The following is a 24038-nucleotide window of genomic DNA, read 5'->3' as shown; positions in this document are numbered from 1 at the left end:
GAGTCAAATGGTGCGATGTTGTGGCACTCTCTCGGTCAAACGGCAAGGTCGCAACGGCCGATTCGCGGCGAAAAAAGGCCGCCGGAACAGGCTTTTCGAATGGCCTGGCGCGCACCATATGAAGGGGTCGGGGAGGCCGCAATGACAGCCAGCACTGAAAGCCGGGGCGACAGCGGGCCGCTTCTGGCAGGCAAAGCCGGGCGCTACCGCGAATATGCGCCCTCGCCTGCCCTTGCGCCGCATTTCACCTGCCTCTGGTCGCATGAGATAAAAACCGCAAACCCTGTCGCCATCGTGCCCGACGGTTATTGCGACCTGCTTTTCGCAGACGGCCGCCTCTTCGTTGCCGGGCCGGACCGCACCGCCGCCTTCCCGCCGATGGCGCCGGGCATGCGCATTCTCGGCGCGCGTTTTGCGCCGGGCGCGGGTGCCGCCTGGCTGAAACTGCCCCTGTCGGAAATCACCGGCCTCTCCGTTCCCTTGCGTGAGCTTGCACCCGCAAAGGCGGCCCTGCTCGAACCTCGCCTCACCGACGGCCCGGATGGGGCCGCCGCTCTCCCGCTTTTCGCCACCCTGTTGAAAGACCTCGCAGGCAGCGAGGACGCGCCCGACCCCGAGGCGCGCCTGATCTTTGCCGCCGCCGATGGCGGGCCGGGCCGGATCGGCGGCCTGCAGCGCGGCCTCGGCATCGGCGAGCGGCAGCTGCGCCGCCGCGCCCACAACCATTTCGGCTACGGCATCAAGACGCTGGAGCGTATCCGCCGGCTGCAGCGTTTCATGGCCCTGTGCCGCGCCGGCGAGCCCCCGTCCCTTGCCGCGCTTGCCCTCGAAGCCGGCTTTTCCGACCAGGCCCACATGACCCGCGAGATCGGCGACCTGACGACGCTGACGCCATCCGCCATGCGCGCTCAATTGGCGGCAGGCTGACCGTTTCGTTCAAGACGGCCCGTGCCGGCGCTGTAGTCTGATGCAAAGCAAAAGGACAGACCAATGAACACAATGCCCGCCCGCATCGTCCACATCACGATCAGGAGAGACTGGCGCGATGTCTATGATTTCGCCGGTCGCCCGGAGAACATGCCGCTCTGGGCCTCCGGCCTTGCGAGCGGCCTGGAACCCGACGGCGAGGACTGGATCGCCCATGGCCCGCTCGGCAGCGTCCGCGTGAGCTTCGTGCCGCCGAACGAATTCGGCGTCATCGACCATACCGTCACCATCGAATCCGGCCTGCGCGTCTATAACGCGCTGCGCATCGTACCGAACGGCGACGGTTGCGAGGCGATGTTCACGCTGCTGCGCCTGCCGGGCATGACCGACGAGCAGTTTGCCGCCGACGCCGCCCATGTCCAGAAGGACCTGGCGGCGCTGAAATCGATAATGGAGAAATGAGATGGCCGGAAACGACACGGAAAACGACCGCCGCATCGACTATGTCGAATTCAACGTCGCCGATATCGGCGCGGCAAAAGCCTTTTATGGCGCAGCCTTCGGCTGGCGCTTCACCGATTACGGCGAGAACTATTGCGAATTCGACGACGGCAGGCTGAAGGGCGGCTTCACCAATCTCGCCCCGGTGCGAGCCGGCGGCGGCCCGCTCGTCATCCTCTATGCGGAAAGGCTGGAAGATGCGCTCGCCGCCGTCGAAAAGGCCGGCGGCACGATAGCAAAGCCGATCACCCCCTTCCCCGGCGGCCGGCGCTTCCATTTCCGCGACAGGGACGGTTACGAACTTGCGGTCTGGAGCAGGAATTAGGGCATGGCGCGCGGAACGGTGTCGCGGTTCAGCGAGGGCTGCGGCAGAAGCAAAAGCCTCAAGCCTGGCGCGCGAATATCGCGGTCCGCTCAGGCGTCTACCCTTGCCGCGGCACCGAGATTCTGAATGGTGATGAGCGCCCCGATCACCTTCCTGGCCGCATCGTGCAGCGGCACCATGCGGCAGCGGTTGCGCCGCGCGTCCCGCTCGTAGACATAATCGACCGACACGCCCTCGAAGCAGGCGTCGAGCTTTTCCTTCACCTCGCCCGCGAAACGCTCCTCGCCGACGAATTCGACGATATGGCGGCCGATGAGCTGCATGGCGTTGCGGCCGAGATGGGCGCAATTGGCCGGGTTGGAATAGAGGTAGCGGTAGTCCTTCGTCAGCACCGCCACCCGGTCCGGCAGCGTCTGCAGGATCGCCGCGTTGAGGAACTGGCCGTTGTCGGTATCGGGAACATAGGCCGGCGGCGGGCGCAGCTTCACCTCCGCCGGCAGCGGCACGCGCCAGTCCGGCGCATGGGCGCCGAAATAACGGTCGAGCAGATAGGACAGCACGGCGGCATATTGCGTTACGAAAGCCCCGTCGTCGGCGTCCTGGCTGATGAGGTAGCTCACAAACTGAAGTTGCATATAAACTTCAATGAGACTGGACGCCCTGCAAGCGAGTATCGCTTCGACGAGCGGCTGGATATCGCGGTCGAGCGCCTCCACGCGCTCATCGTCCCCTAGCCTTATCGCTTCCTCGATCTGCGCACAGCGCAAGGAGAAGGCCCTGAACAACTCAAGCAAGATACCCCCATATCCATTTCCTGAGAAACGTTCCGAAACCGGTCGAGGCCTATGCTTAATGAAAGATTACGCCTTACGGTAGGCGCCTTACGCGCCCTGGTAGAAACGCATAACATGAACCGTACTCATTTTCAACCAAGCCGGACCTGTCGCTTTTCACCGATTATAAATCAGGAGCAAAATCTTACAGGCGCAACCTTACAGGCTGACGGAACGCTTGATATCCCAGCGGTCGTGATACCACAGCCATTGGGCCGGGTATTCGCGCACCCAGCTTTCCACCTTGTCGTTCAGCATCTGCGCCGTGGCGGCAAGGTCCAGATTGCCCTTTTCGTCGCGCGGCATGTCCAGTTTCGGCTCGATTTCCAGCCGGTAGCGGCCGCCGGGAAGACGGATGCAGCGGGCCGGATAGACGTCGCAGTTGAACTGCCGCACCAGTTTCGGCAGCAGCGGATTGGTCTTGGTCTCGAGCCCGAAGAAGGTCGTCTTCAACCCGCGGCTGAATTTCTGATCGACGAGAACGCCCACGCCCTGCCCCGCTTCGAGCTGGCGCGCCAGCGCGAAGGAAGAGCCGGCATGGGAAGGCACCAGCTTGCCCATGCGGCCGCTGCGGAAATCGAAGACCCTCCTGGCGACGTATGGATTGTTCGGCGGCCGGAAGAGCACGGTCACGCTGAGGCCGAACGCGTTGCCGGCAACCGGCAAGAGCTCGAAATTGCCGGTATGGCCGGTAAAGACGATGAAGGGACGCGGATTGTCGCGCAGTTCCAGGAAGATCGGAATGCCCGAGACTTCCACCCGGCCGGGCTCGGCCCGCTCAGGATCGAAATCGAAAAGCTGGTCGAGGAAGACATATTCGGCTGCAAGCCGGCCCATATTGCCCCAGCTTTCGAGCGCGATTTCCTCCAGCTCCGCATCGCTCTTTTCCGGAAAAGCCCGGCGCAGATTGTAGAGCATCAGCCTGTGGCGCTTCAGCCGCCGGCCGATCTGGCGCGTCAGCCAGTCGGCAAAGCGCATGGCGCCGTCAGCCGGGAAAAGCTTCAGGAAATTCAGGAAACCGAACATCACCTGCGCCACCAGCCATTGCTGGAAGTGCCTGAGCGCCAGAACGATCCGGGTGATGAAAAGCTTCACGCAGGGTCAGTCCATCTTCAGGATGATCTTGCCGAAGATCTGCCGGCCTTCCATGCGCTCCAGCGCGCGGTCGATATCGTCGAAGCCGACTTCGGTATCGATGACGGGATGAACGAGGCCGCGGCCCATCTTCTGCATGGCGTCGGCCATGTTTTCCATGCGGCAGCCGAAGGAGCCGAGCAGCTTCAGTTGCTGCTGGAACAGCATCATCAGGTTCATCTCGGTCGAAACACCCGAGGTCGAGCCGCAGGTGACGAGACGCCCGCCGCGCTTCATGCAGAGCATGGAGCCCGCCCAGGTGTCCTTGCCCACATGTTCGAAGACGACATCGACGCCCTTCTTCCTGGTGAGCTTGCGCACAACGCCCTCGAAACGGTCGGTGCGGTAGTTGATGACGTGATCGGCGCCGAGCGCCCTGGCCTTCTCGATCTTGTCGTCCGAACCGACGGTCGTAATCACGGTGCAGCCGATCTTCTTGGCAAGCTGGATCGCCGCCGTGCCGATGCCGGAGCCGCCGGCATGAATGAGGATCGTCTCGCCGGGCTCCAGCCTGGCATTGTCGAAGAGCATATGCTCGACCGTGCCGAAGGTAACGGGCGCGAGCGCCGCACCGACGGCATCGACGCCGGGAGGCGCCGGCACCAGCAGGCGCGCCGGCAGGTTCACCTTCTCCTGCGCGAAACCGTCGAGATGGAAGCCGTGCACGCCGGAGACATGTTCGCAGAGATTGTCGCGGCCCTCGCGGCACGGGCGGCAGAGGCCGCAGGTGCGCGCGCCGTAGATCGACACGAGCTGGCCGGGCAGAACGTTGGCGACACCCGGACCGATCGCTTCGACCACGCCGGAGGCTTCCGCGCCGATGACGAGCGGCATCTTGCGCTTGGCGAATGCCATGCCGCGCCAGCCCCAGACATCGATATGGTTCAGCGCAACCGCCTTGACGCGCAACGTCACTTCGCCGGCCGAAGGTGCATCCGGTTCCGGCAGGTCGGTGATCTCAAGCTTGCGGTCATCGATCAGTTGCAAAGCGCGCATGATGTGCAGTTCTTTCTTCTACGCGGATCGTCGTCATGCCCGGGCCTGTCCCGAGCATCTGCCAGCATTCATCGAGTGACGTGGGTAGATCCTCGGGACAAGCCCGAGGACGACGTCAAAAACCGCTTCGTCCCAAAGTCAAGCAGGGTCTCTAAGCCGGTTCGAGCGCCATGACAAGGCTTGCGTTCTGCCCGCCGAAGCCGAAAGAGTTGGAAAGCACGGCCGAGACCTGGGCTTCCCGCTTCTTGTTGGGCACGACATCGAGAACGATCGACGGATCGGGGTTGTTGTAGTTGATCGTCGGCGGCAAGGTGCCGGTCAGCATCGTCTGCAGCGAGAACACCGCCTCGACCGCGCCGGCCGCCGTCAGCGTATGGCCGATCATCGACTTGTTGGACGAGGTCGGAATGCCGACCAGCTTCTCGCTGAAGACGGCCGACATGGAGCCGTATTCCATCTTGTCGTTTTCGGGTGTCGAAGTGCCGTGCGCGTTGATATAGCCGATATCGTCCTCGCTCATGCCGGCATCGGCAAGTGCTGCGCGCATCGTCGCGATCGCCGGGCCGCCGTCCGGCGAAGAGCGCGTGCGGTGGAAGCTGTCGGCCTTGTCGCCCGCCCCCTTCATGATGCCGAGCACCTTGGCGCCGCGGGCAATGGCCGCCTCAAGCGATTCCAGAACCAGGGTCGCCGCACCTTCGGCAATGACGAAACCGTCGCGATCCTTGCTGAAAGGCTTGGAAGCCTTGGTCGGCGGATCGTTCTGGGTGGAAAGGGCCGAGAGCAGAGAAAAGCGGATCAGCGCTTCCGCGCTCAGCGAACCGTCGGTCGCAACCGTCAGCGCCCGCTCGGTGCGCCCCTGGCGGATCGCCTCGATGCCGAGCTGGATCGCCGTCACACCCGATGCACAGGCCGTCGACAGCGTCACCGGCAGGCCGCGCGTGCCGAACCGGTCGGCCAGGCGCTCCGAAATCGCGCCGAACAGCGCCGCCTCATGGAAAGCCGGGTCCGGGCGCTGGCGCATGGCGGCCAAAAACCGCTCGTAGGCGTCGCCCGGATGGTCGGCGGCCGGCGATCGGTCGGCAAGCTCGAAACGGGCGCTCCATTCCGGCTCGATCGGCGGGGCGGCGAGGAACAGCGGGCCGTTGAAATCGCCGGAGAGATCGGCATCGGCCAGCGCCTCGATCGTCGTCTCGCGCGCAAAGGCGTAGGAGCGCTCGACCGCGTTCGGCACGGGAATGTCGATGAAATCGACCGTGCCGGCAATGCGCGTCGAAAGCCCTTCGGTCGGGAAGCGGGTGATTTCGTGGATGCCCGACGTGCCGGACGAAAGGGCCGCCCAATTGTCCTTCAGGCCCTGGCCGAGCGAGGTGATGATGCCCATGCCGGTCACGGCGACGATCGGCCGGCCGAGATGATCCCTGTAAGCGGACGCTGTCATTTCAGTCACTCCTCACGCTTCTGCGGAAAGAACGGCGACGCCTTCGCCGCGCTGATGTCCGACCGTCGTTACGACGGCGGCCTTCGTGCCTGCCGTCATCGGCGCTTCGTGCGCCGCGTCGAACGGCGGAACCTTGGCCTTGGCATCGACGGCAAGGGCTGCGAGCGCAAGGCCGAGCGTGAACTGCGCCTCGATCGTGTGGCCCGAAACGCCGCCGAAGCCGCGGATCGCAGCCCCCGGAAGCTGATGTTCCAGCACCGCCTTTTCGCGGGCGGCAAGCTCGTGCATGCCGGTCGAGCCGGAGAAGACCGCCGTGGTTTCGGCCGGCAGGTCGCCGGCGGGTTTCAGCAGCCGCTCCATGCGCTTTTCGAAATTGCCGGCGTTTCGGTTGCCGCGGTCGCCCTCGACCGCGCCCATCGTCGCATAGATATGCGCGCCGCGCTCTTCGGCATGCTTGCGCGATTCCAGCACCAGGAAGGCGCCGGCAGAACCCAGGATGATGCCGCCGCCCTCAAGCCCGGAGCGCGACCAGAGCGGCGCCCACTCACCGCGCGTATTGGCGCCGATCGCTTCGGTGAGCAGGATCATGTCCTGACGTTCGGCAGCAAAGGCGCCGCCGACCAGCGCATGGGTGGATTCGCCCGACTTGATGCGCCAGAAGGCCGTCTCGACGGCGGAAACGCCGGAGGCTTCCTCGCCCATGAAGGTGCGCGAGGAGCCGGTGACCTTGTGGACGATGGAAATATTGCCGGCCAGCAGGTTGGAAAGCTGTGCCAGAAACAGCGTGGGCCTGAGTTCCGTCGTCAGCTTCTCGTTCAGCAGCAGCTCGCGGTCGTTGCGCTTCAGGCCCTCGTCCACGATCAGCGTATCGACATTGATGTCGCGTTCGCCGCCGCCGGCCGCCACGATCATGTCCATCGTGCCGCAGGCTTCGAGATCGTCCTTGAAGCCGGCATCGTCGAGCGCGAGACCCGCGGCGAAAACGCCGATGCGCTGCCAGTTCTCCATCTGGCGCTGGTCGCCGCGCTTGGCGATCTGCTGCGACCAGTCGATCTCGGGCAGCGGATGCACCGGATAGGGCTTGAACTTCTCGGTTTCGATGATGGTCGCGGGCGCCGCATCGGCGGTCAGCAGCGCGACATGCGCATCCTTGCCGACACCCTGACAGGTTACAATGCCGACACCGGTGATGACGACGTCATTGGCGGCCTTGCTCATTCACTCACCCCCTGGGCCTTCGCCCCCTGCGCGGCGATGGCGTCCATCAGGCCCACCTCGCCGGCACGTTTCCTAACGATATCGCCGAGCGGAATTTCGCTGAACGGCATGGTGCGCAGTTTCAGCTGCGCATCGCAGACCTTCTTGCCGCCGCTGGTGATCTTTGCCTTGGTGACGGCAAAACCGGAGCCGTCATGTTCGAGAAAAGCCTCGATGTCGAGCACGGCTTCCGGCTCGACGAAGGTGCGCATCTTGGCGCCGTCGACCGACATCAGGAAGGGCATCGACGTAAAATCGGTGGCGGCCAGCACCAGCATGCCGGAGGCCTGCGCCATGGTTTCGATCAGAAGCACGCCGGGAACGAGCGGCATGCCCGGAAAATGCCCCTCGAAAACGGGGCTTTTGGCCGGCACGACCGAGCGCGCATTGAGCGTGCGCTTCTCAAGGTCCACCGCCTCGACGCGGTCAATCATCTGGAAATATTCCAGCAGCATCAGTCTTCTCCGGCGCGACGCGCGACAAGCCCGTCGGAAGGCCTACTTAGGAACAAAATCGCCCGGCCGCCATATCAACGGCGGCAGGGCGTGAAAAAAACATGATGGCTTGGCTTCAAGCCTTGGCGGCGCGCAGCTCGTCGATCTTGGCACAAAGGTTCTTCAGCACGAAATATTCTTCGGTGGAAACCTTGCCTTCGTTGACTTCCTGCGTCCACTTCTCGAGCGGAATCTTGATGCCGAATTCCTTGTCGATCGCGAAAACGATATCGAGGAAGTCGAGGCTGTCGATACCGAGGTCGTCGATCGTGTGGCTTTCCGGCGTGATCGTTGCGCGGTCGATCTCGCTGGTTTCAGCAATGATGTCGGCAACTTTATCGAATGTAGCGGTCACTCGCTCTACCTCTTGGAAATGAAGATTCTCCCCCTCATAGGCAAATCCTTTTCAAAAGCCAATGCTTTCGTCCCGGTTGTACGCCAATTTGGCGCAAAGGTGTTGCCTAAACAGCAATGGAACGGGGCCTTCCGCCCCCCGCCGGACAGGCGCCGCAGCCCGATGCGGCCACCCGGCTAAAGGTTCTTCCGGCCCGATCGACGCCAGGACAGCCCGCATCCGCCACCCCAAACCTGCGTTCGATTGCGCTGCCGCCCGAGAGTTCCTACAGCTCGAAGGGCGCCGGAATTTTCCGCGCCGGGCCGGCTTTTCAAAGCGGAAAATCCGTCAGGCAGGTTTCGCTTCAAATAAAACTGCAGAAGAAGGATAGTTTGATCTGGATCAAATTGGAATCCGGTTGAAATTGATAAAGATCAAGACAGAGACGCAAGAAATCGGGATAGATGACCTTGCGGCCGAAGCGTAACAGAACGCAGGCACAAGGTCGGATCGGGGCATCGCAACATGGACATCGCGCGCAGTGAAGATCCAGACATAAGTATTCCGGCCACCTGCCGCGTCTGCGAGGCGCGCCACGGCGTCGTCTGCGGCGCGCTGGCGGCCGCACAGCTGCGCGAGCTTTGCAAGCACTCCACGCGCCGCAAGCTTGATGCCGGCTGCGAGATCGTCGCCCAGGGCGAAGAGGTCTCCTCCTATTCCAACATCATGAATGGCGTGGTGAAGCTCTGCAAGGTCATGCCGGACGGGCGCCAGCAGATCGTCGGCCTGCAGTTCGCGCCCGATTTCATCGGCCGCCCCTTCGTGCCGGAAAGCACGCTCTCGGCCGAAGCGGCCACGCCGACGGAAATCTGCGTCTTCCCCCGCGGGCTGCTGGACCGCATGATCGCGGATACGCCGGAACTGCAGCATAACCTGCATGCCCAGGCGCTGAAGGAACTGGATGCGGCCCGCGAATGGATGCTGACGCTCGGCCGCCGCACGGCCCAGGAAAAGGTCGCCAGCCTTCTCTATCTCATCGCCACCCATGCCGAGCCGGAAACGACCTGCAGCACGACCTTCGACCTGCCGCTCTCACGCGCCGAGATCGCCGATTTCCTGGGGCTGACGATCGAGACCGTCAGCCGCCAGATGACCAAGCTGCGCAAGCAGGGCGTCATCCGCATCGAGAACAACCGTCATATCGTCGTTCCCGACATGGACGAGCTGGAGCGCCGGGTCACCGCGTGAGGGCTGCCTAGAGCATTTCCGGCGAAAACGGAGTCGCCTTCAATGCTCTCGCTTATTGTTTTCCCCGCAATTCCGGACGCAAAACCGGTTCCCACTTTTGCTGGAATTGCTCTAGTGCGTGATGACCACGCGCGTATTGGCAAGGCCGTTTTCCTGCGTCATCGCGAAAAACTCCGCCGCATTGTTGGGGTCGAGGCGCACGCAGCCATGCGAGGCCGGCGTGCCGAGCCGCTTGCGGTCGAAGGTGCCGTGCACCGCATAACCGCCGTTGAAGAACACCGCGAAAGGCATCGGCGCATTGTCGTATTTCTTCGAGCGGTGATCGCGCGACAGCCACTTGGCGCTCCACGAGCCGGTCGGCGTGGTATAACCCTTGCGCGCCGTCGAAACTTTCCAGCGATACTTGACCCAGCCGTTCTCGGTCACGGTCATCGTCTGCTTGCTGAGGCTGATATTGGCGACCAGCGTGGCCGCCTCGGCTGCAACGGGAGAAAACTGCAGCAACAATACTGCGGTCGCAGCCGCGAAAAACGTCTTCATAGTAATCCCTCTGTCGAATTCCAAAGGCTTTCTGCCCAACAAGAGAAGAGACTACAACAATACTGCCTATTTTGCTTTAACTCGAATGGTAATCACATTTTTAACAGGACAGGATCAGTCACGAGCCAAGCCGTCACTCGGGAAAACCGGCCTTGCGGTATCCGTCGATGAAATGCGCAAGCGTCGCCTCGTCGCGGAACGGTTCCATCGCGGCCCAGTGGCCGATCGTAAATTGCGGGTTTGCGACGAGGAACAGCTCCACCTCCGCACGCGCTTCGTCCAGCCGGCCGAGCTGGGCAAGGCCTGCCGCCAGAAAGCGGCGTGAACTGGTGCGATAGGTCTCTTCCTTCCTCAGCGTCTCGACGACGGCCTCATAGTCGCGGGCGGCATATTGTGCCTGGCCGAGCGTCAGATAGTACCAGCTGGCCGGAAACGGGTTCAGCCGGAAGGCCTTGCCGATATGGGCCAGGCCTTCGTCGATGCGCCCGGCGAGAACACGGATATCCGACAGCGCCGCCCAGGTATCGGCCTCGTTCGGGTCGAGCGCGAGCGCCTTTTCGAATTCCGCATCCGCGTCGGCAAAGCTGCGCTCATAGGCCAGCAGGTAAGCCAGCACCCAGCGGCAGCCGGCATCGTTGGCATCGAGCGCCACGGCCTTGCGCGCCAGTTCGAGCGCGATGGCGCGATCGGCTTCGGTCGGTCCGCCGCTATGCACCCACCCCATCCAGTGGTTGAGCGCCAGCCAGCGGTGCGCCTCGGCATAACCGGGGTCGAGCGCAATCGCCCGCCTGAGCATCAGCTGCGTCTCACGGGCAGCCTGCGGCGCGTCGTCCATCAGCGTGCGCGCCCGCACGCAAAGATCGTAGGCCTCCAGGTTCTTCGGCCGGTTGCGCGGCAATGGCGGCCGCAGCCGGCCGAGCAGCGCCTCGACGATCTTGCCCGTCACCTCGTCCTGAACGGCAAAAATATCGTCGAGACCGCGATCGAAACGCTCCGCCCAGAGATGCTCGCCGGTGGCGGCATCCACCAGCTGCGCATTGATGCGCACACGGCCGGCCGCGCGCCTTGCGCTGCCGTTGAGCAGGTAGCGCACGCCCAGCTCCCCGGCGATGTCACGCACATCCATCGCCTTTCCCTTGTAGGCGAAGGACGAGTTGCGGGCGATGACGAACAGGCCCGGCATGCGCGAGAGATCGGTAATCAGGTCTTCGGTCAGGCCGTCGGCGAAAAAGCCCTGATCCGGCTCGCTGCCGACATGGACGAAGGGCAGAACGGCGATCGAAGGCTTGTCGGGCAGCGGCAGGAATTTCTGTTTCGCGCCGGCAAGCGGCCTGACGGCCCCCAGGAAACGATAGCCGATGCGCGGAACCGTCGATATCCACTCGCCGCCGCCTTCGGCCGGCCCCAGCAGCTTGCGCAGCTGCGCGATCTGGACGGTGAGATTGCCCTCCTCCACCGCCATGCCCGGCCAGGCCGCCTCCATCAGCTCGGCCTTGGCGACTATTTCGCCGGCCCGCCCGACGAGAGCCGCCAGCAGCCCGACCCCGCGATGCCCGACGGCAACGGGTTCGCCGCCCCGAAAAAGCGTCCCCGCATCCGGATCAAGCACGAACGGACCAAAGGCAAAACGCGCTCCCTGCATGGGCGCATCTATAATCGCTTTGGAAGTTTTTGCGAACAATTTGGAAGGGTTTAAGGACGCCGCGCCGCGCCTTCGCCAGACTCCGGGCCTGTTCGCAGCCGAAAGCTTGCGAGCCCTCAAGCCCGATGGAGGTCATCATGAGCGCTTGCTGCACCCTCACATGCGCGCCCCACCACGACCGTCCCAACCTGCGAGGCGCAATCGCGCGCTGGCTCCGGCGCATCCGCATCCGCCGGGAATGGAAACGAAGGTCGAAAATCAGCCCCGCCCTGCTCGACGATATCGGCCTGCCGACGCAACAGGCAGGTTGCGAGACCGCCGGCTTCTTCTGGCATGTGTAAGATGACCGACGAGCGCCTTCTGCCCCTTGCCGCAACGACCGGCGACCGCGTCCGCTCGGCGGCGATGGCCGGCATCATCGCCACGGTCACGGTCTTTGCGATGGCGCAGGGCCTGACCTATCCGCTGCTAAGCTTCATCCTGGAGCGGCAGGGCGTAATCTCCGGCCTCATCGGCCTGTCGGCGGCGATGACACCGCTTGGCTTCATCGTCTCCGCCCCCGTCATTCCCGCGCTCTCGCGCCGTATCGGCGGCGGGCGCCTCGCCATCCTGTGCTCGATCCTCGCCGCCGTCAGCCTGACGGGCATCGCGTCGATACAGCAGGTCTGGGCCTGGATGCCGCTGCGCTTCCTGCTCGGCGCCTTCGCCAATCCGCTTTACGTCATCAGCGAAACCTGGCTGCTCGCCGTCACGCCCGCCCGGCGCCGCGGCCGCATCATGGGCCTCTATTCGTCGGTCGTCTCCGGCGGCTTCGCCATCGGCCCGCTCACGCTCGGGCTTGCCGGCACCGAGGGCTGGCCGCCCTTCCTGATCGGCATCGCAGCCTTCCTCCTCTGCGGCCTGATCGTGCTGGCCGTTTCAAGACGCCTGCCCGACATGCCGCAGGAAGGCGAAGCGACCTCCGTCGCCGCCGTCTTCGTGCTGGCGCCGCTCCTGCTCTTCGCCGTCTTCGTCGCCGCCGGTTTCGAGCAGATCCTGCTTGCCCTCTTCGCCGTCTATGGCGCCGCCCTCGACAGCCCGGAACAGCGCATCGCCGCGCTGATGACCTGCTTCATCGCCGGCAATGCCGCGCTGCAGATCGTACTTGGCCGCCTCGCCGAACAGTTCGGCTCGCGCCCCACCCTGCTCCTCTGCGCGCTCGCCTCGCTTGCCGGCTGCCTGCTCCTGCCGGTCGCCTTCGGCACATGGCTCGTCTGGCCGCTCTTCTTCCTCTGGGGCGGCGTCTCCTTCGGCCTCTACACGCTGTCGCTGATCCAGCTCGGCGAGCGCTTCACCGGCCAGTCGCTGATCGCCGGCAACGCCGCCTTCGCCCTCGTCTGGGGCCTCGGCGGCATTGCAGGTTCACCCGCGACGGGCCTGGCGATGCAGATGATCGGCCATCACGGCCTGCCGCTCTCGCTCGGCCTGCTGAGTGGCGTGCTGGCGGTGTTTCTGGTCGTCAGGCGGCAAGCCTAGAGCAGGCAGACGAAACCCACGAAGACAAGCAGCGTCAGCGCCATGCAGCTTGCCTGGAAGACGGAGATCCCGTCCTCGACGTCGCCCGCTGTCGCCACGTCGCGGCCCGAACCGTTGATCATCGGCTCGCGCACCACCATGCCGGAATAGACGCGCGGGCCGGCAAGCTGCAGATCGAGCGCGCCGGCCATGGCCGCTTCCGGGCGGCCGGAATTCGGCGAGCGGTGCAGCTTGCCGTCGCGGATACCGACCTTGAAGGCATCGCGGAAAGCCGAGGTGCCGCGGCGGATGCCGGCGCCGACGGCAATCAGCAGGATGGAGAGGCGCGCGGCCGGCCAGTTGGCGATATCGTCGAGCCGCGCCGAGGCCCAGCCGAAATCAACGTATTTTTCCGAGCGGTGGCCGATCATCGAATCCGCCGTGTTCAGCATCTTGTAGAAGAACAGGCCCGGCAGGCCGAAGATCGCATACCAGAGCGCCGGCGCCACCACGCCGTCGGAGAAATTCTCCGCAAGGCTTTCGATCGCCGCGCGGCAGACGGCAGGCTCGTCCAGCGTTTCCGGATCGCGCCCGACGATGCGCGACACCGCCTTGCGCCCGCCCACGAGCCCTTCGCTTCTGAGCGCGGTGACGACCGCCGCGACATGGTCCGACAGGCTCTTCTGCGCCAGGAAGATCGCCACGCAGAAGATTTCGACCAGGATGCCGATCGGGCCGAAGAGCATCAGGAACCAGTGCAGCACGACACCGGTGACGACGGCGAGCGCCGAGAGCGCCAGGATCGCCACCACGCCGTTCTGCTTGCGCTGCGCCTTGCTCAGGATCTCGCGGTTGAAATGCTGGTCGAAATAGCCGATCGCCCGGCCGAAGATCGCGACCGGATGCGGCACGCGCATCCACAGCCATTGCGGATCGCCGATAATGCGGTCGAGCAGCAGCGCCAGAACCAGCACGAGGAAATGTTCATCCAGATTCATCGGGTAAAGCTCCGAAGGGCAGCAGCCAGTCTTGCATCGTCAGAAACATCCGGCGTCAGGCCGAAGCGCAGCCAGTCCGGCGCGTAGTCGAATCGGCGTACGAGAATATGATGGCGGCAGAGTTCGGTGTAAATGTCGCCCGCCCTGGCATCGGCAACGAGCGCAAACAACGGCGTGCCGCCGGCAACGGCAAGCCCCGCCCCGGCAAGCACGGCATGAAGGGCTTTCTGCCGCTCGCCGATCGAGCGGGCAATCGGCGAAACGTCCGAATTCAGCAGCGAACCGGCAAGCGCAAGCGCCGGCCCCGAGACGGCCCAGGGGCCGAGCCAGTCCTCCAGGCGCATGAGAATGTCGCCCCGCGCAATGGCAAAGCCGAGCCTGAGCCCCGCAAGCCCGAAGAACTTCCCGAAGGAGCGGAAGATGATGAGGTTTGCGAGACCGGCCGCGCGCGGCGCAAGGCTCGTTTCCGGGCTCGTATCCCCGAACGCCTCGTCGACCACGAGAAAACCGCCGCCTGCCTTCAGCCGGTCGTGCAGTTCTTCCAGCCTGTCGGCGGCATGGACCCGGCCGTCCGGATTGTTCGGATTGACGACGACGGCCAGCCCGTGCTCCGGCCCGATCTCGTCGATCCCGCCGACCGTATCGACCGCAAAACCGGCAGCGCCGAATGCCCGCGCATATTCCCCGTAGGTCGGCGAAAGGATCGCCACCCGCCGGCCCGTGGGCGCCAGGCGCGGCAGAAGCTGGATCACCGACTGCGTGCCCGGAACCGGCAGCGGCAGGATCGCGCCGCTGCGATAGTGGTCGCGCGCCGCATGGCGCGCCGTCTCGACAAGGTGCCGGTCCGGCAGCCGGTGCCAGACCCGCGGCGGGATCTGCGGCAGCGCCACCGGATTGGGATTGATCCCGGTCGAAAGGTCGAGCCAGTCCTCCACCCGGCCGCCGAAGCTGGCCGCCGCGGCCGTAATGCCGCCGCCATGCACGATCGGCGCATTCATGCGGCAGCTCCCGCCAGATCGATGAGGTGCATGTAGGAGCCGGCCACCTGCCCGCGCCTCAGACCCGCAGGGCCGAGATCGTTGCCGAGCGCATCCCGCGCCGCAAACAGCCGGTCGGCCTCGCCTTCGGAAACGATGGTCGAGTAGTGGAATTCATGCGCCGCCATCGGCCTGTCGAAAAACGCGCCTTCGAGCGGCGTGACCCGCCGGTAGCCGAGATGCCGCTCGCGCTTCTCGTAGCTGGTCACGACAGGCAGCAGGCCGAGCATTTCATGGCGCCCGCCCGCCCCGTCGACCAGCCCGTCGCCGAGCACCATATAGCCGCCGCATTCGCCGTAGATGCGCACGCCGCGCGCGGCCGCAGCCTTCATCGCAGCCGCAAAATTGCCCGCGCCCGCAAGCTTGCCCGCATGCAGCTCGGGATAGCCGCCCGGCAGGTAGATCGCATCGGCATCGGCCGCCGGCGCCTCGTCGGCCAGCGGCGAGAAGAAGGAAATCTCCGCCCCGCGCCGCCGCCAGCCGAGCAGCATATGCTCGTAGCAGAAGGCGAAGGCGATATCGCGGGCAACGGCAATGCGGCTGCCGAAGGGCATCAGCCGGGCAATATTGGCCGCCGAGGGCCGGTTCAGCCCCTGGCGGGCGATGCGCAGCAGGAATTCGAAATTGCACTCTTCCGAAACGGCTGCGGCCGCGTTGTCGATGAATTCCTCAAGCGCGGCGTGTTCGCCCGCCTGCACCAGCCCCAGATGCCGCTCCGGCAGCGCCAGCATCGCATCCTTGCGGATGACGGCGACGACGGGCATGCGGATCTTGTCCAGCGCCTGGCGCAGCATCGCCTCCTGCCGGTCGCTGCCGACCTTGTTGAGGATGACGCCGGCAATGCGCACGTCGGCCCGGAACCCGGCAAAACCGCTGACCAGCGGCGCCACGGATTGCGACAGGCGCGAGGCATCGACGACGAGCACGACCGAAAGCCCGAGCTGCGCGGCAAGTTCCGCCGCCGTGCCGTGTCCGTCCGCCGCCCCGTCGAAAAGGCCCATCATGCCCTCGATGAGCAGGATGCGGTCGCCGGAACGGTGCAGCGTCGCATTGGCCGAGATCAGCTCCGGCCGCATGCCCCAGGGGTCGAAATTCAGGCAGTGCGCGCCGCTTGCCGCCGCATGGAACGCCGGGTCGATATAGTCAGGCCCGGCCTTGCCGGGCGCCACCGCCACGCCGCGATCGCGCAGCGCCCGCAGCAGCCCGAGCGTTACCGTCGTCTTGCCGGAACCGGAGGAAGGCGCCGCGATCAGAAGCCCGCTCATGCCGTCTCCTTTCCCCGGCCGTCGGCCTGGCGGAAAGGATCGGGCTGCAGGCGGCGCCCGCCGAGCGCGCCGAGCCAGTCGAGCGAGGCGCGCAGCCGCACCACCTCGCCGACGACGACGATTGCCGGCGGCTCCAGCCCGGAGGCGGCAACCGCTTCGGGCGCCTGCCCGAGCGTCGTCTCCAGCACCTGCTGCGCGCCGGTCGCCGCATTGCAGACGAAGGCCACGGGCTCGGATGCGGAACGGCCGGACGCGATGAGATTGGCGCTGATCTGGGCGATATGTTTCATCGCCATATAGATGACGATGACGGGCGAGCCCCTGCCGATCGCCTCCCAGTCGATCGCGTCGGGCACGATGCCGGAGGAATCGTGCCCGGTCAGAAACGTCACGGCATGGTTGATCTCGCGATGCGTCACCGGAATGCCGGCATAGGCAAGGCCGCCGATGCCGGCGGTGATGCCCGGCACGATGCGGAAGGGGATATTGTGCTCGACCAGCGTCAGCGCCTCTTCCCCGCCCCGCCCGAAGACGAAGGGATCGCCGCCCTTCAGCCGCAGCACCCGCTTGCCCGCGCGCGCCAGTTCCACCAGCCGCAGCGAGATGTCCCGCTGCCGGGCCGAAGGCTTGCCGCCGCGTTTGCCGGCATATTCCAGCTCTGCGCCGGAACGGGCGAGCTTCAGACAGTCCTCGTTGACCAGCGCGTCATGCACGATCACGTCGGCCTGCGCGAGCCCCCGCGCGGCAAGCAGGGTCAGCAGGCCCGGATCGCCCGGACCGGCGCCAACGAGCCAGACGCTGCCCGGCTCCAGCGACGGCAGATGTGAGAATGCGCTATCGATCATCCCGTTGATCTAGGCCCGCCAGATGGCGAGGTCAACGGAATCAGAAGTCGCGCACCGCAAGTTGACGAAACGCCGTTGGATCAACCTCGCAGGAAGCGGAATCAAACCCGCAGGAAATCCGGCCAAGCGATTGATCGGGCTCAGCAATGAAAGACCGGCCGGCGGCCCGGAACGCGGCCGGCCGGTCAAGGCCGTTCAGGCGCGCAGAAGCGTGTCGCGGATCAGATCGAGCACCTTTTCCGATTCGATGCCGGTGGCCACGACCTGGCTCGGCAGGCCGTCCCAGTCACCCGGCGGGAAGCGGCGGCCGTCCGGCTTGACGACCGTCTGCCCGTCGGCAATGCCGCCGCAGACGACGCGCACCGGACCGGTGATCGTCGAAAACAGGTCCGGCGCCACGACATAGACGGCCGCACAGCTGTCATGCACCATCATGCCGTCTTCGACCGCATGCTTGTAGAAATCGATATAGGACTGCGAAAGCTCGTCGAGCTGCCTGACCGCCTTGTCGCCCTTTGCCGCCATGTCGCGCAGATAGGAGCGGCTCATCGTCGTGATCGCGGTCACATCGAGGCCGATGACGACCACTTTCCACGGCGCGGTCATGACGATATCGGCCGCTTCCGGATCGCCGTGAATATTGGCTTCGGCCACCGGCGAGACATTGCCCGGCACGTAGAAGTTACCGCCCATAATGACGACGCCCTTCACGAGGCTGGCAATCTCGGGGTCTTCCTTCAGCGCCAGCGCGAGGTTCGTCATGCGGCCGACGGCCACCAGCGTCACCTCGCCCGGATTGGCGCGCACGGTCTCGATGATGAAACGATGCGCCGGGCGCGGATCGACCGGCAGGTCGATCGTCTCCGGCACCGGCATGTCGCCGAGGCCGTTTTCGCCATGCACCATGGTCGGCCAGGGCCGCTCCCGGCGGGCGGGATCGATGGTGACGCTGGCGCCCTTGGCGACCGGCGCCGGAATATCCCATTCCCGCTTCAGGAACAGCGCGTTGCGCGTCGTCGTCTCGACCGAGGCATTGCCGAAGACGGTGGTGATGCCGATCAGGTCGATCTCGGGATGGCGGTGCAGGAAAAGCAGCGCCATTGCATCGTCGACGCCCGGATCCGTGTCATAAATGACCTTGTGCATGTGTATCCTCTAGAAGCAATTCCAGCGCAATGCGTCGCGCCTTTGCCTCCGCCCTTGCGTTGAAACAAGATTGAATCGCCGGCGGCCGGACGGCGCCGCGAAGTGCCGCCACCATAACGCCCGTCAGGCTTTGTGCAACCCGATCCGGGCGACGGCCGCTGTCGCATGGGCAGATTTGATCTTGCCGAGGATCAGCTGCGCCTCCGCGCCGAGCGCCGCAAGCGCCGCCGCTTCCGCCACGCCGTGGCAGCCGACACGGGCAAAGACGATCCTGGACGGGTTTTGGAGCCGCGGCGTCTCTTCCTCCAGCCGCGCCGCGCCGAAGAACAGGGCCGGCACGGAAAAACGCGCGGCAACGGCAAGGATCGCCGTCTCTTCGCTGCGGCTGTCGATCGAGGCCACGGCGGCAAGCTGCGCCCCGCCGATCCCGGCCCTGTCAAGCGCGTCCATCGCAAGCGCCATCACCTCGCGATCGGGCGTCCCGCGCTCGCAACCGAGCCCGAGCACATGCCGCCTTGCCGCGTCGATGATGATTTCGCCCATTCCCGTCAGCCGATTGCGCCTCATTGCGTGCGCCGAGCCATTGCAGCTTGAGGCCGGAAATGCAACAAGGCCGCCCGAAAGCCCATCCAAGAATACCCTCCCCGGAAGTGCCTCTTGCCTGACATTGCCATCCACCTGCTTCTGCTGCTCTGCGCGGCCGCCTTCTTTGCCGGTTTCGTCGATTCCATCGCCGGCGGCGGCGGCCTCATCACCGTTCCCGCCATGCTGATATCAGGCATCCCGCCGCTGCAGACACTCGGCACCAACAAGGTTCAGTCCCTCTTCGGCGCGGCCTCGGCAACCATCGCCTATGCCCGCAAGGGCCATGTGAAGCTTTCCGAACAATTGCCGATGGCGCTGATGGCCGTCATGGGCGGCGCGCTGGGCGCAGCCCTCGCCACGCTGGTGCCCGGCCAGGTGCTGCAGGCCGTCATGCCGGTGCTTCTGGTGGCGATCGCCATCTTCTTCGCCGTCAAGCCGAACCTCAACGATTCCGACACGCACCGCCGCATGACGCCCTTCCTCTTCGGCCTGACGCTGGTTCCCGTCATCGGCTTTTACGACGGCGTCTTCGGCCCCGGCACCGGCTCCTTCCTCATGCTGGCCTTCGTCACCCTCGCCGGCTTCGGCATGCTGAAGGCGACCGCCCACACCAAGCTTCTCAATCTCGGCTCGAATTTCGGCGCGCTGATCGTCTTCGCAAGCTTCGGCGCCACACTCTGGAAGATCGGCCTGCTGATGGGCGCCTGCCAGTTCCTCGGCGCCCAGCTCGGCTCGCGGCTTGCCATGCGCATCGGCGCCAGGCTCATCAAGCCGTTGCTCGTCGTCGTCTGCATCGCCTTCGCGATCAAGCTTCTGGCCGACCCGGCAAACCCGCTGCGTGTCTGGCTTGGCGGTTAATCCCCGAACTTGATATCGTCGATATCGGTAAGCACCGTCTTGGCCGAGACACCCGGCGCATTGGCGAAATGCCAGGCGACATATTGCTCGGCGTAAGGGTCGGTCGACGACATGCCATCGACTGGCAGGATGACATTCATGCCCTTCAGCGCCGCATAGGCCGCCGTGTTCAGCACCGCACCTTCCGAGGCCGTGCCGGTCACGATCACCGTCTTGATATGCCTGTCGGAGAGGATCTTTTCGAGGTCGGTATTGATGAACTTGTTGGCGCCCGACTGCACGATCGGATCGTCCGCCTCGGGCGCCAGCGCTTCGGCAATATCGCCCTTCGCCGCCCCGCCTGTGATGCTGTAGATCACAGGCACGCCGCTCTTGCGCGCCTCATCCGTCAGCTTTGCCACCTTCGGCAGCGAGGCGATGCAGCGCGGCTTGGTCTTCGTGTTGCACGGCCCCTTGGACGGGTCCTGCGCGCCGTTGAAATCGAGCAGCAGCAGCGCCGTATCGGACGTATCGACATCAACCGGCTTCAACTGCGGCGCTGCCGGCGCCTTGATCGTATTCCAGTCGTCGATAATGGTCGCATGGGCGGCGGAGGTGCCGAAAATAGTTATGGCGAATGCGGCCAAGGCTTTGCGGGAACGGGCTTTCATGGGCAGGTCTCCTCCGGGCAAAAGGGGTCGCGGCAAATCTCCGAACTCCCCGCCCGCCTGTCAAATCACCAAGCCGAGACCTGAATTTGATCCTGCTTCCATTACGTCAGGCGTAATTGATAGGCTGCACCGCTTTGACCGATGATCGCCCTGCCTGAACGTGACAGGCGATCAAAAGGAGATGACAAGATGACCGACGCAAAGACCAAAGCCGAGCGCTACCTCGCCATCTGGAACGAAACGGATGCCGCCCGCCGCCGCGCTCTGATCGCCGAAAGCTGGACGGAGGCCGCAACCTATACCGACCCGCTGATGCGCGGCGAAGGCCATGAGCAGATCAACGCGCTGGTCGAGGCCGTCCAGAGCCGCTTCCCCGGCTTCCGCTTCGAACTGATCGGCACGGCCGACGGCTACGGCAACAACCTGCGCTTCTCCTGGGGCCTCGGCCCCGAGAATGGCGAAGCGCTGATCAAGGGCACGGATTTTGCCGAGCTCGAAGACGGCAAGCTGAAATCCGTCCGCGGCTTCATCGATCAGCTGCCGGAAGCCGCCTGATGAACCCGACCGCCCGCTCTCTCGGAGACCACCTGCGCGAATGGCGCCAGCGCCGCCGCATGAGCCAGCTGGACCTCGCGCTGGAGGCCGATATTTCGCAACGGCACCTGAGCTTCATCGAGAGCGGGCGTTCGACCCCGAGCCGCGAAATGCTGCTGCATCTGGCCGAACGCCTCGGCGTTCCCCTGCGTGACCGCAATCCGCTGCTGCTGGCCGCCGGTTACGCCCCCGTCTTTGCCGAGCGCAGGCTGGACGATCCCGCCCTTCTTCCCGCACGCCGCGCCATCGACCGGATTCTGAAGGGACACGAGCCCTACCCCGCCATCGCCATCGACCGCCACTGGACGCTGATCGCCGCCAACGCCGCCCTGGCGCCGCTGCTCGAAACCGTTGCTGATCCGGCCTTGCTGGAGCCACCCGTCAACGTGCTGCGCCTCAGCCTGCATCCGCGGGGCATGGCGCAGCATATCGCCAACCTCGCCGAATGGCGCGCCCACCTTCTCGACCGGCTGCGCCAGCAGATTTCGGTCTCGGGCGATCCCGTTCTGGAAAAGCTGCTGAAAGACCTGCTCTCCTATCCCGCCCCCGAAGACGCGGTCGAGCCGCACGCCGACTTTGCCGGCATCGCCGTTCCCCTGCAGCTTTCGACCAAAGCCGGCCTGCTCTCCTTCATCTCGACCACCACCGTCTTCGGCACGCCCGTCGACATCACCCTGTCGGAACTCGCCATCGAAACGCTCTTCCCGGCCGATGAGGAAACGGCGGCGGTCCTGCGCAGCCTGTCGCTGAACTAGAACTCCACGCCCGGCTGCCCCTTGATGCCGGAGCGGAAGGGATGTTTGACGAGCTCCATCTCGGTCACGAGATCGGCGATCTCGATCAGCTCGTCCTTGGCGTTGCGCCCCGTCAGCACGACATGCGTCATGTAGGGCTTCTCGGTCTTCAGGAACTCCACCACCTCGTTGATATCGAGATAGTCGTAGCGCAGCGCGATATTGATCTCGTCGAGCAGCACCATGGAATTGCGCTCGTCGCGGATCAGTTCCTTGGCCTTTTCCCAGGCGGCGGCAGCCGCCGCCACATCGCGCGCCCGGTCCTGCGTTTCCCAGGTAAAGCCCTCGCCCATCGTGTAGAACTGGCAGACATCGGAGAAATGCTTCTCGATCAGGTCGCGCTCGCCCGTCCACATCGCGCCCTTGATGAACTGCACGACGGCCGACGGCTTGCCGTGGGCGATGTGGCGGAAGATCATGCCGAAGGCGGCAGACGACTTGCCCTTGCCCTTGCCGGTATGGACGATGACGAGCCCCTTCTCGTCCGTCTTGGTCGCCATGATCTTGTCACGCGCGGCCTTCTTCTTCGCCATCTTCTCGTTGTGACGGGCGTCGTCCTTTTCGGTGGAGTCTACTGGCTCTTCGCTCATGGCTGGCTGCCTGCTCTTTTCCTGGTTTCGTTGTGGTCTGTAAGATCAAATTGCGCCGAGTTGCTGCGCGGCGTCCACAGCCCGCGCTCGATCGCCTCCAGCAGCCGCTCCTTCATTTCGGAAAGGGCGGCCGGGTTCTTCTCTTCCATGAAGTCGCGCACCCGGGGATCGGCGACGAAGGCCCGGTAGACCGCCTCGAAATGGTGGTTGCCGACAGCGCCCGTCGTCGCCGCGAAGGCAAAGAGATAATCGACCGTCGCTGCTATCTCGAAAGCGCCCTTGTAGCCGTGGCGCATGACGCCCTCGATCCATTTCGGATTGACGACGCGCCCGCGCACCACGCGCCCGATTTCCTCTTCCAGCGAGCGGATCACGGGCTTTTCCGGCCGCGAATGGTCGTTGTGGTAGATCGCCGGCCGCACGCCGCCCAGCGCTTCCGCCGCCGCCGCCATGCCGCCCTCGAACTGGTAATAGTCGTCGCTGTCGAGCAGGTCGTGCTCGCGATTGTCCTGGTTCTGCACCACGGCCTGAACGGAGCGCAGCCGCTCCTCGAAGAGGTCGCGCTCGGCCTGCCCCTCCTCGCCCGCGCCATAGGCATAACTGCCCCAGACGAGATAGGCCTCGGCAAGATCGGCCCGCCGCTCCCAGCCCTTCTCGTCGATCAGCGCCTGCAGGCCCGCGCCATAGGCCCCCGGCTTCGAGCCGAAGACACGGTAGCCCGCCCGCCTGGCCGCCGCCTTCCCGTCGAGCCCGGCGGCGGTCAGCCGCGCCGCCTCGCCGCGCATGCGCCCGGCAATCGGGTTGTCGGCCACATCCTCCTCCAGCGCGCCGACCGCGCGGATCGCCTTGTCGAACAGTGCGATCTGCTCGGGAAAAGCATCACGGAAGAAACCGGAAATGCGCAATGTCACATCCACCCGCGGCCGCCGCAGCATGGCCGGCGGAATGATCTCGTAGCCGGTGACACGCCGCGAGGCCATGTCCCAGACCGGCTTGACGCCGATCAGCGCCAGCGCCTGGGCGATATCGTCACCGCCGGTGCGCATGTTCGACGTGCCCCAGGCCGTCAGCCCGAAGGAGACGGGCCATTCGCCGTGATCCTGCACGTAACGGCGGATCAGCAGTTCGGCGGATTTCCTGCCGAGTTCGTAGGCGGCGGGCGTCGGCACCGCGCGGCTGTCCACCGAGTAGAAATTCCGCCCCGTCGGCAACACATCCGGCCGCCCGCGCGTCGGCGCGCCGGATGGGCCGGGAGCGACGAAACGGCCGTCGAGGCCGCGGAGCAGGCCGGCGATTTCAGCCGGGCCGCAGGCGAGGATGGAGGGCTTGAGGCGGGCCTCGATTTCGGCGAGCACGGCTCCGGTTCGCGACCAGAGGCTTGGACAGGCGAGTTCGCCGGAAACGAGCCTGGCGGCGAGCAGTTCGATGCGCTCGACCGTGTCGCCGTTGGTGCGCCAGGGAGCGTCGGTGATCTCGGCGAGAATTGCCGGGCGCGGGCCGGCCCAAGGGGCGG

General features: G+C 65.1%; 27 protein-coding genes. 9 read left to right on the top strand and 18 right to left on the bottom strand.

Annotation, left to right across the window (positions count from 1 at the left end):
* The first annotated feature begins 141 nt into the window (after positions 1-141).
* The 3 genes from ACFPWW_RS09695 to ACFPWW_RS09685 all read left to right on the top strand — a co-directional run bounded on the left by ACFPWW_RS09695 (position 142) and on the right by ACFPWW_RS09685 (position 1753).
* Positions 142-927 (top strand): DUF6597 domain-containing transcriptional factor, encoded by a 786-nt coding sequence (locus ACFPWW_RS09695; RefSeq protein WP_377311495.1) that lies wholly within the window; start codon positions 142-144, stop codon positions 925-927.
* A gap of 63 nt (positions 928-990) precedes the next feature.
* Positions 991-1389, top strand: coding sequence for an SRPBCC family protein (locus tag ACFPWW_RS09690; RefSeq protein WP_112569716.1), 399 nt, complete (start codon positions 991-993; stop codon positions 1387-1389).
* 1 nt (position 1390) lies between these two features.
* Complete coding sequence (locus ACFPWW_RS09685; protein ID WP_112569714.1) at positions 1391-1753, top strand: VOC family protein; 363 nt, start codon at positions 1391-1393, stop codon at positions 1751-1753.
* Between the two features lie 89 nt (positions 1754-1842).
* Here ACFPWW_RS09685 and ACFPWW_RS09680 read toward each other — a convergent pair whose 3' ends face one another.
* From ACFPWW_RS09680 to ACFPWW_RS09650, 7 genes are all read right to left on the bottom strand, one after another.
* Positions 1843-2547, bottom strand: a complete 705-nt coding sequence (locus ACFPWW_RS09680; RefSeq protein ID WP_112703284.1) for a PAS domain-containing protein — start codon at positions 2545-2547, stop codon at positions 1843-1845.
* A gap of 198 nt (positions 2548-2745) precedes the next feature.
* The gene (locus tag ACFPWW_RS09675; protein ID WP_113414251.1) at positions 2746-3681 is read right to left on the bottom strand and encodes a lipid A biosynthesis lauroyl acyltransferase; all 936 of its coding nucleotides are present in this window, start codon (positions 3679-3681) and stop codon (positions 2746-2748) included.
* A 6-nt stretch (positions 3682-3687) separates the two neighbouring features.
* Positions 3688-4716: a zinc-binding dehydrogenase gene (locus tag ACFPWW_RS09670; RefSeq protein WP_112569708.1), complete on the bottom strand. Its 1029-nt coding sequence runs from the start codon at positions 4714-4716 to the stop codon at positions 3688-3690.
* A gap of 151 nt (positions 4717-4867) precedes the next feature.
* Positions 4868-6154 (bottom strand): beta-ketoacyl-ACP synthase, encoded by a 1287-nt coding sequence (locus tag ACFPWW_RS09665; protein WP_377311494.1) that lies wholly within the window; start codon positions 6152-6154, stop codon positions 4868-4870.
* Between the two features lie 12 nt (positions 6155-6166).
* On the bottom strand, positions 6167-7372 hold the full coding sequence (locus tag ACFPWW_RS09660) for a beta-ketoacyl-ACP synthase (RefSeq protein ID WP_377311493.1): 1206 nt from the start codon (positions 7370-7372) through the stop codon (positions 6167-6169).
* The gene (locus tag ACFPWW_RS09655; RefSeq protein ID WP_112569702.1) at positions 7369-7866 is read right to left on the bottom strand and encodes a 3-hydroxyacyl-ACP dehydratase FabZ family protein; all 498 of its coding nucleotides are present in this window, start codon (positions 7864-7866) and stop codon (positions 7369-7371) included. The genes ACFPWW_RS09660 and ACFPWW_RS09655 overlap by 4 nt, the downstream gene beginning before the upstream one ends.
* Before the next feature lie 115 nt (positions 7867-7981).
* On the bottom strand, positions 7982-8260 hold the full coding sequence (locus tag ACFPWW_RS09650) for an acyl carrier protein (RefSeq protein WP_007814022.1): 279 nt from the start codon (positions 8258-8260) through the stop codon (positions 7982-7984).
* Positions 8261-8764: 504 nt separating this feature from the next.
* On the opposite strand from ACFPWW_RS09650, the gene ACFPWW_RS09645 reads away from it, so the two are divergent.
* Positions 8765-9487: a Crp/Fnr family transcriptional regulator gene (locus ACFPWW_RS09645; RefSeq protein ID WP_112569700.1), complete on the top strand. Its 723-nt coding sequence runs from the start codon at positions 8765-8767 to the stop codon at positions 9485-9487.
* 111 nt (positions 9488-9598) lie between these two features.
* On the opposite strand, the gene ACFPWW_RS09640 is transcribed toward ACFPWW_RS09645, so the two are convergent.
* The gene (locus ACFPWW_RS09640) at positions 9599-10027 is read right to left on the bottom strand and encodes a L,D-transpeptidase (protein WP_112703280.1); all 429 of its coding nucleotides are present in this window, start codon (positions 10025-10027) and stop codon (positions 9599-9601) included.
* Positions 10028-10160: 133 nt separating this feature from the next.
* Complete coding sequence (locus ACFPWW_RS09635) at positions 10161-11669, bottom strand: winged helix-turn-helix domain-containing tetratricopeptide repeat protein (protein ID WP_112755070.1); 1509 nt, start codon at positions 11667-11669, stop codon at positions 10161-10163.
* 137 nt (positions 11670-11806) lie between these two features.
* On the opposite strand from ACFPWW_RS09635, the gene ACFPWW_RS09630 reads away from it, so the two are divergent.
* Complete coding sequence (locus tag ACFPWW_RS09630; RefSeq protein WP_162702898.1) at positions 11807-12010, top strand: DUF1127 domain-containing protein; 204 nt, start codon at positions 11807-11809, stop codon at positions 12008-12010.
* Between the two features lies 1 nt (position 12011).
* Positions 12012-13184 carry an MFS transporter gene (locus ACFPWW_RS09625; RefSeq protein ID WP_112755074.1) on the top strand — a complete coding sequence of 391 codons (1173 nt, stop codon included), beginning with the start codon at positions 12012-12014 and terminating at the stop codon, positions 13182-13184.
* On the opposite strand, the gene cbiB is transcribed toward ACFPWW_RS09625, so the two are convergent.
* The 6 genes from cbiB to ACFPWW_RS09595 all read right to left on the bottom strand — a co-directional run bounded on the left by cbiB (position 13181) and on the right by ACFPWW_RS09595 (position 19021).
* Positions 13181-14161: an adenosylcobinamide-phosphate synthase CbiB gene (gene cbiB, locus ACFPWW_RS09620; protein WP_112755076.1), complete on the bottom strand. Its 981-nt coding sequence runs from the start codon at positions 14159-14161 to the stop codon at positions 13181-13183. The genes ACFPWW_RS09625 and cbiB overlap by 4 nt on opposite strands.
* Complete coding sequence (cobD, locus tag ACFPWW_RS09615; RefSeq protein WP_112755078.1) at positions 14158-15159, bottom strand: threonine-phosphate decarboxylase CobD; 1002 nt, start codon at positions 15157-15159, stop codon at positions 14158-14160. The genes cbiB and cobD overlap by 4 nt, the downstream gene beginning before the upstream one ends.
* The gene (locus ACFPWW_RS09610; RefSeq protein WP_377311492.1) at positions 15156-16463 is read right to left on the bottom strand and encodes a cobyrinate a,c-diamide synthase; all 1308 of its coding nucleotides are present in this window, start codon (positions 16461-16463) and stop codon (positions 15156-15158) included. The genes cobD and ACFPWW_RS09610 overlap by 4 nt, the downstream gene beginning before the upstream one ends.
* On the bottom strand, positions 16460-17308 hold the full coding sequence (gene cobA / locus ACFPWW_RS09605; RefSeq protein WP_112569686.1) for a uroporphyrinogen-III C-methyltransferase: 849 nt from the start codon (positions 17306-17308) through the stop codon (positions 16460-16462). Before cobA ends, ACFPWW_RS09610 begins: the two co-directional genes overlap by 4 nt.
* A 195-nt stretch (positions 17309-17503) precedes the next feature.
* Complete coding sequence (locus tag ACFPWW_RS09600; protein ID WP_112753390.1) at positions 17504-18454, bottom strand: nucleoside hydrolase; 951 nt, start codon at positions 18452-18454, stop codon at positions 17504-17506.
* Positions 18455-18577: 123 nt separating this feature from the next.
* Positions 18578-19021: a cobalamin biosynthesis protein gene (locus ACFPWW_RS09595; protein ID WP_377311491.1), complete on the bottom strand. Its 444-nt coding sequence runs from the start codon at positions 19019-19021 to the stop codon at positions 18578-18580.
* A gap of 90 nt (positions 19022-19111) precedes the next feature.
* Here ACFPWW_RS09595 and ACFPWW_RS09590 point away from each other — a divergent pair, with 90 nt between their 5' ends.
* Positions 19112-19897, top strand: coding sequence for a TSUP family transporter (locus ACFPWW_RS09590; protein WP_112703273.1), 786 nt, complete (start codon positions 19112-19114; stop codon positions 19895-19897).
* Here ACFPWW_RS09590 and ACFPWW_RS09585 read toward each other — a convergent pair.
* Positions 19894-20547 carry a cysteine hydrolase family protein gene (locus ACFPWW_RS09585; protein WP_112755083.1) on the bottom strand — a complete coding sequence of 218 codons (654 nt, stop codon included), beginning with the start codon at positions 20545-20547 and terminating at the stop codon, positions 19894-19896. The two genes, ACFPWW_RS09590 and ACFPWW_RS09585, sit on opposite strands and share 4 nt — an antisense overlap.
* Positions 20548-20736: 189 nt before the next feature.
* Between ACFPWW_RS09585 and ACFPWW_RS09580 the strand changes: the two genes are divergently transcribed.
* Together ACFPWW_RS09580 and ACFPWW_RS09575 are read left to right on the top strand one after the other, a co-directional pair.
* Positions 20737-21102: a nuclear transport factor 2 family protein gene (locus ACFPWW_RS09580; protein ID WP_112703271.1), complete on the top strand. Its 366-nt coding sequence runs from the start codon at positions 20737-20739 to the stop codon at positions 21100-21102.
* On the top strand, positions 21102-21896 hold the full coding sequence (locus tag ACFPWW_RS09575; RefSeq protein ID WP_112755085.1) for a helix-turn-helix domain-containing protein: 795 nt from the start codon (positions 21102-21104) through the stop codon (positions 21894-21896). Before ACFPWW_RS09580 ends, ACFPWW_RS09575 begins: the two co-directional genes overlap by 1 nt.
* Here ACFPWW_RS09575 and cobO read toward each other — a convergent pair.
* Positions 21893-22525, bottom strand: a complete 633-nt coding sequence (cobO, locus tag ACFPWW_RS09570) for a cob(I)yrinic acid a,c-diamide adenosyltransferase (RefSeq protein WP_112569672.1) — start codon at positions 22523-22525, stop codon at positions 21893-21895. The two genes, ACFPWW_RS09575 and cobO, sit on opposite strands and share 4 nt — an antisense overlap.
* A partial coding sequence (locus ACFPWW_RS09565) for a cobaltochelatase subunit CobN (protein ID WP_377311490.1) occupies positions 22522-24038 on the bottom strand: 1517 nt, incomplete at its 5' end. The genes ACFPWW_RS09565 and cobO, both read right to left, overlap by 4 nt.

The sequence above is a fragment of the Rhizobium sp. GCM10022189 genome, from assembly GCF_042656325.1.
Classification (GTDB): Bacteria; Pseudomonadota; Alphaproteobacteria; order Rhizobiales; family Rhizobiaceae; genus Rhizobium.
This window is presented reverse-complemented; position numbering and strand designations above follow the sequence as displayed.